The sequence below is a fragment of the Streptomyces sp. NPDC001889 genome (assembly GCF_053594535.1).
On record NZ_JBSFER010000003.1, the window covers coordinates 99375 to 113536 of the forward strand.

The 14162-nt window shown below is 73.0% G+C and carries 11 protein-coding genes; 6 read left to right on the plus strand and 5 right to left on the minus strand.

The annotated features are described in order from the left end of the window. The first annotated feature begins 4 nt into the window (after positions 1–4). The 3 genes from ACWCRA_RS03950 to ACWCRA_RS03960 all read left to right on the plus strand — a co-directional run bounded on the left by ACWCRA_RS03950 (position 5) and on the right by ACWCRA_RS03960 (position 2590). Positions 5–1303 (plus strand): PspC domain-containing protein, encoded by a 1299-nt coding sequence (locus ACWCRA_RS03950; protein ID WP_351547688.1) that lies wholly within the window; start codon positions 5–7, stop codon positions 1301–1303. Beyond that, positions 1300–1992, plus strand: coding sequence for a response regulator transcription factor (locus ACWCRA_RS03955; RefSeq protein WP_351547685.1), 693 nt, complete (start codon positions 1300–1302; stop codon positions 1990–1992). Before ACWCRA_RS03950 ends, ACWCRA_RS03955 begins: the two co-directional genes overlap by 4 nt. Positions 1993–2338: 346 nt before the next feature. Beyond that, on the plus strand, positions 2339–2590 hold the full coding sequence (locus ACWCRA_RS03960; RefSeq protein ID WP_351547682.1) for a DUF397 domain-containing protein: 252 nt from the start codon (positions 2339–2341) through the stop codon (positions 2588–2590). Between the two features lie 34 nt (positions 2591–2624). On the opposite strand, the gene ACWCRA_RS03965 is transcribed toward ACWCRA_RS03960, so the two are convergent. After that, a complete protein-coding gene (locus ACWCRA_RS03965; RefSeq protein ID WP_451066801.1) occupies positions 2625–3659 on the minus strand; it encodes an NlpC/P60 family protein in 1035 nt (344 codons plus the stop codon). Between the two features lie 255 nt (positions 3660–3914). On the opposite strand from ACWCRA_RS03965, the gene ACWCRA_RS03970 reads away from it, so the two are divergent. Then, positions 3915–4268 (plus strand): hypothetical protein, encoded by a 354-nt coding sequence (locus ACWCRA_RS03970; RefSeq protein ID WP_351547678.1) that lies wholly within the window; start codon positions 3915–3917, stop codon positions 4266–4268. A 117-nt stretch (positions 4269–4385) separates the two neighbouring features. Next, positions 4386–6845: a DNA helicase PcrA gene (gene pcrA / locus ACWCRA_RS03975; RefSeq protein WP_451066802.1), complete on the plus strand. Its 2460-nt coding sequence runs from the start codon at positions 4386–4388 to the stop codon at positions 6843–6845. A 109-nt stretch (positions 6846–6954) separates the two neighbouring features. Here pcrA and ACWCRA_RS03980 read toward each other — a convergent pair whose 3' ends face one another. After that, the gene (locus ACWCRA_RS03980) at positions 6955–8517 is read right to left on the minus strand and encodes a M23 family metallopeptidase (protein ID WP_451066803.1); all 1563 of its coding nucleotides are present in this window, start codon (positions 8515–8517) and stop codon (positions 6955–6957) included. A 224-nt stretch (positions 8518–8741) separates the two neighbouring features. After that, complete coding sequence (locus ACWCRA_RS03985; protein WP_451066804.1) at positions 8742–9710, minus strand: esterase/lipase family protein; 969 nt, start codon at positions 9708–9710, stop codon at positions 8742–8744. A gap of 361 nt (positions 9711–10071) precedes the next feature. On the opposite strand from ACWCRA_RS03985, the gene ACWCRA_RS03990 reads away from it, so the two are divergent. Then, positions 10072–10485: a cobalamin B12-binding domain-containing protein gene (locus ACWCRA_RS03990; protein WP_351547668.1), complete on the plus strand. Its 414-nt coding sequence runs from the start codon at positions 10072–10074 to the stop codon at positions 10483–10485. 205 nt (positions 10486–10690) lie between these two features. Here ACWCRA_RS03990 and ACWCRA_RS03995 read toward each other — a convergent pair whose 3' ends face one another. Next, positions 10691–12349: a DUF5691 domain-containing protein gene (locus ACWCRA_RS03995; protein ID WP_351547665.1), complete on the minus strand. Its 1659-nt coding sequence runs from the start codon at positions 12347–12349 to the stop codon at positions 10691–10693. A 353-nt stretch (positions 12350–12702) separates the two neighbouring features. Then, positions 12703–14130, minus strand: a complete 1428-nt coding sequence (locus tag ACWCRA_RS04000) for an SWIM zinc finger family protein (protein WP_451066805.1) — start codon at positions 14128–14130, stop codon at positions 12703–12705. Positions 14131–14162 lie beyond the last annotated feature (32 nt).

A 14162-nucleotide genomic window follows, 5' to 3' on the forward strand; every position in this document is an offset into this window, starting at 1 on the left:
AGGCATGCCCGTCGCCACGCCACGACCCGCCTCGTCCCCGCGTGCCCCCGCACCCGATGACCTCCCGCCGCGCAAGCTCTACCGCAGCGCCGACGGCCGTCTCCTCGGCGGCGTGGCGCGGGGTCTCGCCGGGCATCTCGGGCTCCCGGTCATCTGGGTGCGGGTGATCTTCCTCGGTCTCTTCATGGCCGACGGCCTCGGCGCCCTGCTGTACGCGGTGTTCTGGATCGTGGTCCCGCTCGGCGTCGGGGGCCGCCCCGCCGAGCCGCGCTCCGTCTTCGAGGTCACCAGCGACGGCGGGCGCAGGCTCCGCAAGCCCGACAAGGGCCAGCTCTTCGCGATGATCGCCCTCTCCTTCGGCGTCGCCGTCTTCATCGGCGATCTGGAGACCAACGACAGCACCCATCGCTATGTCTGGCCGACCCTGCTGATCGGCGCGGGTGTGGTGCTGGTGTGGCGGCAGGCCGACAACGCCCGGCGGGCCCGCTGGACCGAGGCCGGCAACCGCAGCCGGAGGCTGTTCCAGCTGGGCCGGGCGCTCGCGGGCGTCGCCCTTGTCGGCATGGGACTGGCACTCTTCATGGTGGTCCGCGGCTCCGCCGCCCAGCTCGGCAATGTGCTCACCGCCGCCATAGCCGTCCTCGCGGGCATAGGTCTGCTCATCGGCCCCTGGCTGGTGCGGATGACCCAGGACCTCACGGAGGAGCGGACCATGCGCATCCGCGCCCAGGAGCGCGCCGAGGTCGCCGCCCATGTCCACGACTCCGTCCTGCACACCCTCACCCTGATACAGCGCAACGCGGACGACCCGGGCGAGGTCCGCCGCCTCGCCCGCGCCCAGGAGCGCGAGCTGCGCAACTGGCTCTACCGGCCGGAGGGCACCGGAAAGGACGAGGACGAGGAGCCCGACACCCTCGCCGAGGCGGTGAAGAGGGCCGCCGCCGAGGTCGAGGACAAGCACGGCGTCCCGCTGGAGGTCGTGGTCGTCGGCGACTGCCCGCTCGACGACGGGCTGGCGGCACAGATGCAGGCCGCGCGCGAAGCGATGGTCAACGCCGCCAAGTACGGTGGCGAGGGCGGTGCCGTCCAGGTCTTCGCCGAGGTCGACGGACGTATGGTCTATGTGTCCGTCCGCGACCGGGGCCCGGGCTTCGACCCGGACGCGGTGCCGGGCGACAGAATGGGCGTCAGGGAGTCGATCATCGGTCGGATGCAGCGCAACGGCGGGACGGCCCGGCTCCGCCCGGCACCCGGTGGGGGCACGGAAGTGGAGCTGGAGATGGAGAGGGCGGCGGACGAATGACGACCGAGGCAGCGAGCGGAGGCGCCGGGCGCCGAGTGCGGGTGGTGCTCGTCGACGACCACCGGATGTTCCGCACCGGCGTACAGGCGGAGATCGGCAGGACCGAGCAGACCGGCGTCGAGGTGGTCGGCGAGGCGGCCGATGTCGACCAGGCCATCACCGTCATCACGGCGACCAGGCCCGAGGTCGTGCTGCTCGACGTGCATCTGCCCGGCGGCGGCGGGGTGGAGGTGCTGCGGCGGTGCGCCCCGCTCATGGCGTCGCCCGAGGACCCGGTCCGCTTTCTCGCCCTCTCCGTGTCGGACGCGGCGGAGGATGTGATCGGGGTGATCCGCGGCGGCGCGCGCGGCTATGTCACCAAGACGATCACCGGCACGGATCTGGTGGACTCGATCTTCCGGGTCCAGGAGGGGGACGCCGTCTTCTCCCCGAGGCTGGCGGGATTCGTCCTCGACGCCTTCGCTTCCACCGACGCACCCCCGGTGGACGAGGATCTCGACCGGCTCACCCAGCGCGAGCGCGAGGTGCTGCGCCTGATCGCCCGCGGCTACGCGTACAAGGAGATCGCCAAGCAGCTCTTCATCTCGGTGAAGACGGTGGAGTCGCATGTCTCCGCGGTGCTGCGCAAGCTCCAGCTCTCCAACCGGCACGAGCTGACCCGCTGGGCGACCGCCCGCCGGCTGGTCTGACGGCGGCCCGGCCCGGCGGCGGGGCAGGCCCGCGAGCGCACTGATCGGACGGCCGGGCGGGCGGCCCGCGAGGGGACTTCCGGGGCCGGCCGCCCGGCCGACCTGTGCAAAGCGGCCAACTGCCGGTCCCCGGCAGCCCGGTGGTCCCGGCACCCCGCCGGAATCCGTCCTTCACGTTCTCGCAGGTAACGCCGGACATCGAGAGTGAGGGCGGCCTTCCGCCCGCCGCCCCCCGATGGCGGAGAGCCGGATCAATTCCTGGACAGTGCCCTGTGTGGTGACCCACAGCCATGGCAGTATCGCCCTGAGCAGTCGGCCCAGTTCATCACGAGTTGGCGGAGGAACCGTGAGCGGCACGTCGGTGGGGTTCAGGACCAGCTACAGCGGCACCGGGGGCGGCACAGGCCCCGAAGCCGGTTTCATCTGGCGCAAATCCAGCTACAGCGCCAGCGGCGCGGGACAGTGCGTGGAGGTCGCAGCCCGCCCCCGCGCCGTCCATGTCCGCGATTCCAAGGACATCGGCGGACCGGAACTCGGCCTCGCCCCCCGGGCCTGGGCCGCTTTCGTCGCCTACGCGGCACAGCAGCGGCCCCACTGAGGCGCCGCCGGGCCGGCCCGGCGGCGGGCGGATGTCACACCGGGCGGGTCGCCCCCACGAAGGGCATCTCGTCGATCGGGGCGATACGGACGGGGGAGCCCGGCCTGGGCGCGTGGATCATCCTGCCGCCGCCGACATAGAGACCGACATGGCTGACACCCGGGTAGAAGAACACCAGATCGCCGGGGGCCAGCGCCGATCGCGGAATCCGCTGCCCGGCGCCGATCTGCGCGTACGAGGTCCGGGGCAGGGAGACCCCGGCCGCCTTCCACGCGGCCTGGGTCAGTCCCGAGCAGTCGTAGGCCCCTGGCCCTGTCGCCCCCCAGACATAGGGCTTCCCGAGCGCTCCGTACGCGTGGGCGACGGCCCGGGTGGCCCGTGGGCCGGACGCCCTGGCCGGCGGCCCAGCGGCCCGGTCCCCATCGGCCCCGGCGGCGTAGGAGGCGCGCTCCCCGGCGGTCAGCCGCTGCAGCAGCCCCTCGGCCGCGCCGAGCTTCTCCCGCACGGCCGCCTTGTGGCGGGCCAGCTCGCTCCCGCGCTCCCGCAGCTCGGCCATCCTCCGCCCGGCCTCCGTTCTGACCCGCTCGATCTCGGCGACCTCCCGGCGCGCACCGGCGACGGCGGCTGCCTGCCGCTCCCCGGCCCGCTCCGCGAGGGCGGCGCGCTCCAGATAGCTGTCCGGGTCGGAGGCGAGCGCCACCAGCAGCGCCGGGTCCATACCGCCCGCGCGGTACTGGGCGGTGGCGATCGAGCCGAGTGCGTTACGGGTGGCGTTGAGCCGCTCCGTACGGCGTGCGGCCTCGTCCCGCAGCCGCTCCAGCGCCTCCCGCTCCCGGCCGGCCCGCTCCGTGACCCCGTTGTACCGCTCGGTCGCCTCCTCCGCCTCCTGGTAGAGCTTGTCCACCTTGGCCTTGATCTGGGCCGGGGTGAGCGTCGGCTCGGCGTGACCGGTCCCGCTGAACGCGCCCGCGGTCGCCGCGCCGGCGAGCGCGAGGGACCCCGCGGTCCGGGCAGCGGGCCCGCGGAACGGATACTGCCTGGGTTTCCGGTGCTTCCGGTGTGCAGCCACGGGGGCGTCCACGTCCTTCCGTGCGGCCGGCGGGGTTCTGCCGGGCTCTGGCTCGGGTGTCAGCAGGACGCTATTCCGGGAGGTCACGGGGGTGGGACGGAACGACGGATTCTGTTCGAAGGTGGATGATTCGCCACACCTTATGGCGACGGATTGCTCACGGAGGGTGGCTTCCGGACACCACCGCGACCGATGCGGCGAATGAGGTTCACCTGACTTCGGGGGGCTGCTATGGGGATGGTTAGGCTCCGCTTCATGGACGTACTCATCAATGCCCTGGTCGCCCTGCACATCATCGGTATCGCGTCCCTGCTGGGCGGATTCCTCACTCAGATGAAGGCGATGGGCGCCGGCACCGCCCGCTTCACCCCGGCGATGCTGCACGGCGCGCTGACCATGCTGGTCACGGGTGTGGCGCTGGTCGGCCTCAACCAGGCCGACGGCCAGACGGTGAACAACATCAAGATAGGCATCAAGCTGGCGGTGCTGGTGGTCGTCCTGGGCCTGGTCTACGTCAAGCGCGACGAGGAGACCGTGGAGAAGGCGCTGTTCGGCGCGGTGGGCGGGCTCACCGTCGTCAATGTCTTCATCGCGACGCTCTGGACCTGAGCCGCCCGCCGGAGCGGCCCCGCGCACCGGGCCGGCGCCCCCCGCGCCGGGCACCGGGCGCGGACGCGGCCAATCCGGGGGCGAGCTGTCAGTGGGGCGGCCTAGACTCGGAGAGCGATGAGCAGCCTCTTTGACGACAACTTCCTGGCGAGCCTCCAGTCCACCCCGGAGGAGCCCCCGCCCCCGCCCGAGGACCACGAGGACCATGAGGGCCGGGCCCGGGAGGAGATCCCCGACGATCTCTTCCAGGGCGCCTTCGACGTGCCCCCGGCACGGGACGCCTACCACCGCGACGGCGCCCCCCGCACGGTCATCGACCCCGCCGCCCTCCTCGAAGGGCTGAACGAGCAGCAGCGCGCCGCCGTTGTGCACGCCGGATCACCGCTGCTCATCGTGGCCGGTGCCGGCTCCGGCAAGACCCGGGTGCTGACCCACCGGATCGCCCATCTGCTGGCGACCCGCAGCGTCCACCCCGGGCAGATACTGGCGATCACCTTCACCAACAAGGCCGCCGGGGAGATGAAGGAGCGCGTCGAGCAGCTCGTCGGCCCGCGCGCCCAGGCGATGTGGGTCTCCACCTTCCACAGCGCCTGTGTCCGGATTCTCCGCCGGGAGTCCAAGAAGCTGGGCTTCACCTCGTCGTTCTCCATCTACGACGCGGCCGACTCCAAGCGCCTGATGGCGCTGGTCTGCCGCGATCTGGACCTCGACCCGAAGAAGTTCCCGCCGAAGGCCTTCAGCGCCAAGATCTCCAATCTGAAGAACGAGCTGATCGACGAGGAGTCCTTCGCCGACAAGGCGGTCGACGGCTTCGAGAAGACGCTCGCCGAGGCGTACCGGATGTACCAGGGGCGGCTGCGCGAGGCCAACGCCCTGGACTTCGACGACATCATCATGACCACCGTCCATCTGCTCCAGGCGTTCCCCGATGTCGCCGAGCACTACCGGCGCCGGTTCCGCCATGTCCTGGTCGACGAGTACCAGGACACCAACCACGCCCAGTACACCCTCGTCCGTGAACTGGTGGGCACGGGGTACGAGGACCTGCCCCCCGCCGAGCTGTGTGTCGTGGGCGACGCCGACCAGTCGATCTACGCGTTCCGGGGCGCCACCATCCGCAACATCCTCCAGTTCGAGGAGGACTACCCGGAGGCGAAGACGATCCTGCTGGAGCAGAACTACCGCTCCACCCAGACGATCCTCTCCGCCGCCAACGCGGTCATCGAGCGCAATGAGAGCCGCCGCCCCAAGAATCTGTGGACCAACGCGGGCGCGGGCGCGGTGATCACCGGCTATGTCGCCGACACCGAGCACGACGAGGCGCAGTTCATCGCCGACGAGATCGACCGGCTGACCGACGCGGGCGACGCGAAGGCCGGCGATGTCGCCGTCTTCTACCGCACGAACGCCCAGTCCCGTGTCTTCGAGGAGATCTTCATCCGGGTCGGGCTGCCCTACAAGGTCGTCGGCGGGGTCCGCTTCTACGAGCGCAAGGAGGTCCGGGACGTCCTGGCCTATCTGCGCGTCCTCGCCAACCCGGAGGACAGCGTCCCGCTGCGGCGCATCCTCAATGTCCCCAAGCGGGGCATCGGCGAGCGTGCCGAGGCGATGATCGACGCGCTCTCGCTGCGGGAGAAGATCACCTTCCCCCAGGCGCTGCGCCGGGTGGACGAGGCGTATGGCATGGCGGCCCGCTCGGCCAATGCCGTCAAGCGCTTCAATGTCCTGATGGAGGAGTTGCGGACGATCGTGGACTCCGGCGCGGGCCCGGCCGTGGTCCTCGAAGCGGTGCTGGAGCGGACCGGCTATCTGGCCGAGCTCCAGGCGTCGACGGACCCTCAGGACGAGACCCGGATCGAGAACCTCCAGGAACTGGCCGCCGTGGCACTGGAGTTCGAGCAGGACCGTACGGAGGAGGAGGGCGCGGGCACCCTCGCGGAGTTCCTGGAGAAGGTCGCGCTGGTCGCCGACTCCGACCAGATCCCCGACGAGGACGAGGAAGGCTCCGGGGTCATCACCCTGATGACGCTCCACACCGCCAAGGGCCTGGAGTTCCCCGTGGTCTTCCTCACCGGCATGGAGGACGGCGTCTTCCCGCACATGCGCGCCCTCGGCCAGGCCAAGGAGCTGGAGGAGGAGCGCCGGCTCGCCTATGTCGGTATCACCCGCGCCCGTGAGCGGCTCTATCTGACCAGGGCTTCCATGCGCAGCGCCTGGGGCCAGCCCTCGTACAACCCGCCGTCGCGGTTCCTGGACGAGATCCCCGGCTCGTATCTGGAGTGGAAGCGGACGGGGCCGATGGCCGCGCCCGCCGGTCCCACGTCGGGGCTGGGCTCCCGGCTGCCGTCGATGCCGTCCTCGCGGTCGGGCCCCTCGGGCTTCGCGACCCGGCGCGGTGCCTCCGAGAAGCCGGTGGTCTCACTGACGGTCGGCGACCGGGTCACCCATGACCAGTTCGGCCTGGGCACCGTGGTCGCGGTGAACGGCTCGGGCTCGGACGCGCAGGCGACGATCGACTTCGGCGACGAGCGCCCGAAGAAGCTGCTGCTGCGGTACGCGCCGGTCGAGAAGCTCTGACAGACGGGAGAGCGGACACCGGTCGGGTGTCCGCTCTCGTCGTTCGCCCTCCCTTGCAAGCCTTGCAAGCCCTGCAAGCCCTCAGGCTCAGTCGCTCGGGGGCCTGGTCCTAGGTGGGGTCGAGGCCCTTGCTGCGGAGCCAGGCCAGCGGGTCGATCGTCGAGCCGCCGCCCGGACGGACCTCGAAGTGGAGGTGCGAGCCGGTGGAGTTGCCGGTGTTGCCCGCGTAACCGATGACATCGCCGGCCTTGACCGTGCCGGAGCGGATCTTGGCGCTGCTCAGATGGCAGTACCAGGTCTCGGTCCCATCGGGGGCGGTCAGGATGATCATGTTTCCGTAGGCGCTGTTGAACTGCGTACGGACGGTGCCGTCGCTGGCGGCGAAGACATTGGTGCCGAGCGGCACGGGGAAGTCGATGCCGGTGTGCAGGGCCATCCAGTTGACGCCGGACTCGCCGTAGTAGGTGCTCAGGCCCCTGCTCTCGACCGGCATGGCGAACTTGGGGCGCAGCGCCTCGCGCCGCTCCGCCTCCGCCACCCGTTTCTTCCGGTCCGCTTCCTGGCGCGCCTTCAGGTCGATGCGCTCCTGGGTGCGCGAGGCCCGGTCGCCGAAGTTGCGCGCCTCGGCGTCGAGCGCCGCGAGCTGGGTGTCCATCTTGTTGTTCGCGGCGGCCGTCTTCGCGGCGGTCTCGGCGACATCGGCGGCGGCGAGCTTGGTGTCGTTCTTCTTGGGCTCCTCACCGCCACCGCTGAGACCTCCGACGGAGGCGGCGGCGATGCCCGCGACGCCCATCACACAGGCGGACGGGACGGCGATGGTGAAGATCGCGGAGCGCTTGGCGGGGGTGCGCCGACGGCCTCGGCCGCTGCCGCCACCGCCGCTGGACCGGCGGCCCGAGCGCGGGGCGGCGGGCTCATCGGCGGCGATCGCGACGAGTTCCGCCTCGCGCCCGTGCTCTCCGTCGGTGTCGGAGATGACGGGGAAGCTCGCCGTGTCGCCCAGGGCGGGGGCTCCGGGGGTCTCGCCCTCGTCCGGCCCGGTGTGGCCGGGATCGGGATCGGGGCCGGGCGTGTCGCCGCCGAGGGGAGCGGCGTCGAAGCCGTTCTCGTACTCGGTCTCGTAACCGGTGCTCTCGGCGCCGAACTCGGCCGCGTGCTCCGCCGCCGCGTCGGCGGACTGCCGCTCGGCGGTGAACTCCGCGCCGTACTCCGGGGTGAACTCCCGCTCGGCCGCGAACTGCTGCGGTACGAGGGCCTCCGCGCCGCTCTCCGTGTTCCAGGCGGTGGCGTCGTAGGAGCCGCTGTCGAATCCGCCGGGGGCGGCCCACTGATCGGCCGTGCCGTACGCGAAGGTGGCGGCGGGCTCGAACGGGGCCGTCGCGGCCACCTGCTCCCAGGCTCCCGAGTCCCACTGCGTCACGGTCTCGTACGCACCGGTGGAGTCGGGTGCCGGGAACTGCTGCCCCTGGTCCTGACCGGCGTACATGTCGTAACCGCCGACGGTCCGGTGTGCGCCGGTGTCCCACTGGGCGGCCTCGTACTGGCCGCTGTGACCGGCCTCGTAACCGGTCTGTCCGTCCGGCAGCGCACCGAAGAGCGGATCGATGTCAAAGCTGCCGGTGGGGTACTGGTCGTGGCCGACGTGCCCGGCGTGGGCGTGCTGGTCGTTCACCAACTTCTCTCTCGCCTCGGCAGCAGGACCTGGATTCTGGGGCCTTGAAGAAGACCGGTCCCAGAGGGGAACCAGTGGCGCGACTGTACCCGGCGGTATGCGACGGCGACAATCTTCCGGAGGTTTTGAGGATTCAGGAAACGGGCATTCGACCGTCTTTCGGAGGACTACAGGCAGAGCTTTGGCCCTATGTTCGAAATTAGTTCGAGATTTTCGACTGGGGATCAGGCCACCGAGACGGCTCCCGGGGTGCCTGTCGACTCATTTTTCTCCAGCGCCTGCCGGATGCCCGCGGCGACCGCGGGGTGCACCGGCAGGGCGAGATGGCCGATGCTGCTGACCTGCACGTTCTCCGTGATGAGATCGGGGTGGTCGAGCCGGGCCGTTTCGATCGGGACCATCCACTGGTCGAGATCGCTCCAGAAGCTCACGAATCGGGTGCGGCAGCCGGGCGCCGGGCCGCGCAACTCCTCGATCAGCGCGGAGCCGGGGCGCATCTGGCGGACCACGGGGTGGGCGCTCGCGAGCGGGGCGGCGGTCGTACCCGAGTGCGGGGTGCCGAGGGTGACGAGGGTGCGCACTCTGAGGTCGCCGCCGAGGCACTGTATGTAGTAGCGGGCGATCAGACCGCCGAGGCTGTGGCCGACGATGTCGACCTCGTTCCGGCCCGTACGGGCGCACACCTGGGCGATATGACGGCCGAGCAGCTCCGCCGCGGTCCGTACGTCACAGGTCAGCGGGGAGTAGTTGAGGCACTCCAGATCGCGCCAGCCGTGCCGGGCCAGGGAGCGGCGGAGCAGGACGAAGACCGAGCGGTTGTCGACGAAGCCGTGGAGCATCACGACGGGAGGGTGGTCCGCCGCGCCGGCCGAGGGGAGCCCGGTGGTGCTCCCGGCCGAGGGCCCCGCCGCGGCGTCGGTCTCCTCCGGCTGCGGCTCGCGGGCGCGGGGGGCGCGCTCCCGGCCCGTCGGGCGCTCGGCGGTCAGCCCGGTGGGGTAGAGCAGCACATGGCCGGCGAGGATCGCCAGCTCCAGGGCGGTGGCGCGGACCAGGGTGGCGGGCGCGCGCAGATCGTGGAGGCCGCTCAGGCGCCGGATCGCCCCGGGGTTCAGCGGATTCAGGCTCAGCGGACGCAGGCCCAGGGCGCTCAGCGCGAGGGCGCTCAGGGTGAGCGGGAAGGGAAGGACCTTCATGGGCCGACCTCCGTACGACACACGGGGGACGGCATCGGCCCCTGTGTGCCCTCCTGGGGGCCCCTTCAGCGCTGCCCGGGATCGTCTCCGTGGACCGGGTCTCCGTGTCGGCTGCTGATGTGTGGCAACGGCACCGCCCCACCGTGCCGGGCGGCTGGAACGGCACGGGGGGACGGCCCTGAAGCGGCTCCCATGCGACGGACCCGCGGGGCTTTGGTGCCCTCTGGTGCGGATACGCCGCATAGCGAACATGTCCCACTGTGTGATTTCCCCCTCCACGCCCTCCGTGAAACAGCCGGGTGCGGGATGCTGGAGATAACGTTCGTTCACTGGCGGCGGAGCCGGATGTGTGGAGGCAGCGATGGGTGTGACTGGTCCGATCCGCGTGGTGGTGGCCAAACCGGGGCTCGACGGGCACGACCGGGGGGCGAAGGTGATCGCGAGAGCGCTGCGCGACGCGGGGATGGAGGTCATCTACACGGGCCTCCACCAGACGCCGGAGCAGATCGTGGACACCGCGATCCAGGAGGACGCCGACGCGATCGGCCTGTCCATCCTGTCGGGCGCGCACAACACGCTGTTCGCCAAGGTGATCGAGCTGCTGAAGGAGCGTGAGGCGGAGGACATCAAGGTCTTCGGCGGGGGGATCATCCCGGAGGCGGACATCGCTCCGCTGAAGCGGCTCGGGGTGGCCGAGATCTTCACCCCCGGGGCGACGACGACGGCGATCGTCGACTGGGTCAACGCGCATGTCCGCCAGCCGGCGGAGGCCTGAGACGGCCGTTCGCCGGCGAGGCCCCGGGCCCGGGCGACACCCGGCGCCCGGGGCCTCGCGGGTGCGGGTGCGGGTGCCACCGCGGTCCCTGTGCCTGTCCCTGTGCCTGTGCCGGTGAGCGGGAGCAGCCGGGTACCGCGCGCGGTGAGCGGGAGTCCGCCGGTCTCGGCCGCCGGGGCTGCCCGCACCCGGCCGGCCCCGGCCCTCAGCCGCCGGCCGGGAGCGCCGCTCCCTCGCCCTCCGGCGAGGCGGGGTCCGGGCCGGTCAGTTCGCGGTGCAGGGCCTCGCGCAGCCGCAGTGTGGAGACCAGCCGCTGGAACGCCTCCGACCAGTAACCCCCGGCTCCCGGGGACGAACTCTCCGTCTCGTCCGGCAGCGCGGTCAACAGGACCAGCCGGTCCGCCTCCCCGGGCGCGAGACAGCGCTCCGCCAGCCCCATCACCCCGCTGAAACTCCAGGGGTAGCTCCCCGCGTCCCTGGCGATGTCGAGCGCGTCGACCACCGAGCGGCCCAGCGGCTCCGACCACGGCACCGCGCAGACACCCAGCAGCTGGAACGCCTCCGAGAGGCCGTGCGCGGCGATGAACCCGGCGACCCAGTCCGCCCGCTCCCCGGGCTCCACCGTCGCCAGCAGCTTCGCCCGCTCGGCCAGGGACGAGGGACCGGGCCCGGTCTCCGGCGACGAGCCCGGCGCGCCCAGCAGGGCACGTGCCCACTCCGCGTCGCGCTGGCGCACCGCCGCACGGCACCAGGCCGCGTGGAGCTCCTCCCGCCAGCCGTCCGCCACCGGCAGCGCCACGATCTCCCGCGCTCCGCGCCCGCCGAGCCGCTCCGTCCAGGTGGCGAGCGGGGCCGCCTCCACCAACTGGCCCAGCCACCAGGACCTTCTGCCACGGCCGGTGGGCGGCGCCGGGACCACCCCGTCCCGCTGCATCTCCGCATCGCACGCACTCGGCGCCTCCACGGCTATCGCCGCGCCGCCGCCCGAGCGGTCCAGGCCGACACAGGAGACGGCCCGGGCCGCCATCCGTCCCGCGAGCGCCGAGTGCGGCAGCGCGGAGAGCAGTTCGGCGGCGGTGGCCCGGACATTGCGGCTGCGGTCGGTGAGCGCCTGATCGAGGAAGGGCTCATCGGCGCCGGAGAGCCCGGTCCGCAGGGAGTCCAGGAACATCAGCCGGTCCTCGGCCCGCTCGCCCGGCCAGGTCCCGGACAGCAGGGCCCGCGCCCGGGCCGGGTCCTGCTCCCGGACCGCCGTCAGCAGCGCCACCCGCTCGGCGAACAGGCCCTCCGCCCACAGCCGCTCGACCGCCGCCGTGTCCGTCACCTCCGGCAGTGGCACCCCCGCGCCCGAGGCCCCCCGCAGCGCGAACTTCCACTCCGGGTTGAACCGGGCCAGCCACAGCCCCCGGGCCCCGGCGAGCGCGAGCGCCTGCGGACGCAGATCGGTCCGCGCGCGGGCCGCGTCCAGCAGCGCGGGCAGCAGGGGCGCGGGGGCCCGGTAGCCGCGCTCATTGGCTGTGGCCAGCCACTGGGGGAGCAGCTCGGTGAGGTCCGGAGCCGCGCCCCGGCGCCCTCCCGACGGAGGTGCCGAGCGGTCCGCCAGCAACTGGGCGAGCCGCCGCCGGGCCGCCGCCGGGAGCGGCCGGCGCTCATCGGGCGCGGCGGGCTCGGGCAGCGGCGCGGCGACCGCGGGCACCATCCCGGCCCGCCGCCGCACGGTGTGCAGCGCCGCCGCGTCCAGCAGCGCGAGCGGCGCGTCCCGCCCCGGGGCCACCACTCCTTCCGGCGGTGGCCTGCGGTCGGTGCCGAGCAGGGCGGAGGTGATGAGCTGTTCCCACGGTGAGGTGCCGGCGATGGCGGTCAAGTCGTCCTCCGTACGGTCGCGGTCGCGGGTGAGGCAGCTGTTCGCGGGCTCGGTGGCGCCGGGCCGCGGGTCGGGGTGCGCCGGGGTCGGGCGCTTGCCGTGAGGCGGTCCCGGCCCCGGGTCGGCGTGCCGGGCCTCCGGTGGGGGTGGCCTCGCGGCCGGCCCGGTGGTGCCGGTGGCCTCCGGCGGTCGGGGTGTTCCGGTGTGTGGTGGTGGCGCCGGGCTGCGGGTCCGGGGTTCGCGAGCCGCTCGCCCTGGAGCGGTCCCGGGTGATCGGGGCCCGCTCGTCCCGAGTCCCGGAGTGGCCCCGGGCCCGGGCCGTTGGGTGGGCCGGGGCACGGCGGGCGGTGGGCTCACAGGAGGGGGACCGTCTCCGGGGAGTCGGGCGACCAGGCGGCCAGGGGGGTCACCCCCCGGTGTCCGCATTCGCCGAACACGGTGACCGGGCGCCCGCCCGACAGGGCCGCCAGGCGCCAGAGGCCGGGACGGGAGAGCGCCGACGAGGCGATGGGCAGCGCCGCGCCGCCCGCCGCGTCCGCCAGTTGCCAGCCGGTGCCGTGCGGGACCGGGACCACCTCCGTCAGCGTCACCGGCCAGGAGTCCAGCCAGGGGTCGTCGCACAGGGCCCGGCCGTAGGCGTCGAGCGCCGACGCGACCGGGCCGCCGGGCGGAGGGGTGTCGATCGGGACCGGTACCCCCACCCGCTCGCCCAGCTCCGCCCGCAGCCGGCCGCCGCCCGGATACGGGGTCAGCTCGGCCTCGATCACCGACCCCACCGGCAGCGCCAGCCGCGGAGCCCGCCCGCCGCCCCCGAACGACAGCAGCAGCGCGGTGCGCGCCGAGCTCCTGCCGTGGACCCAGACGCGACGGGTGGTCAGCCGCCCGTCCGATGTGTCGTACTGCGCGAGGACCAGCCAATGGTCGCGGACCGGCGCCCCGGTGGCCGCCGGGGCCAGCCCCACCCTCGTACGGACCGTGGCGGCCAGCGGCTCCGGCAGCCGCTCCACCCCCAGCCACGCGGTGTCCAGCAGATGGGTCAGCGCGCACTCCTCCAGCAGCCGCGCCGGCCACCCCGGGCCCGACCCCGGGACCGAGCCCAACTCCCGCACCCGGGCGGCGAGCCCGGGCGCCTGGGCGTCGACCATGCGGGCCGCGGTCTCCTCCCACAGGCCGTACCCCGACTGCTCGGCCGACGCGAGACCGCCGCGCAGCAGATCCGCCAGCCGCCGCTCCAGCTCCGCCGCGCCCGCGTCGATGCTCGCCGCCCGCCGCTGTGCCCGGCGCCTGGCCGCCTCCGGGTCGGCGGGCCTCCCGGGCCGCCCCGCGCCCGGCTGCCCCCGATCCTCCCGATCCCCTTCTCCCTCCTTCTCCTTCTCCTTCTTCTCCGCGCGCTCACGGCGCTCGCCCAGCCACTCCTCCGCCCAGGGCGGCGCGGCGGCGCCGCCGGGCACCGCCCGCTCGTCCCCCGCCCAGAGCAGCAGCAGGCCCAGCGCGTGCTTGCACGGGAACTTGCGGCTCGGACAACTGCACCGGCAGGCGGGGCCGATGGTGTCGACGACGGTCCGATACGGCGTGCGGCCACCGCCCTTGCACAGGCCCCAGACGGCACCCGACCCGTCCGCCCCCGCGGCCGACCACGGGCCGGACGCGCCCAGCCTGGCCCCCGCGGCGCGTGACGCGGGGTCAGGAGCCAGCAGCAGCACCTGATCCGCCGACCAGCGCGGCATCCGCACGGCAGGGTCGCATCTGTCCGGGGACTCTCCCCCGTTCGATCGCAGCATGCCGAAAACGTTAGGGGCGGCCACTGACAATC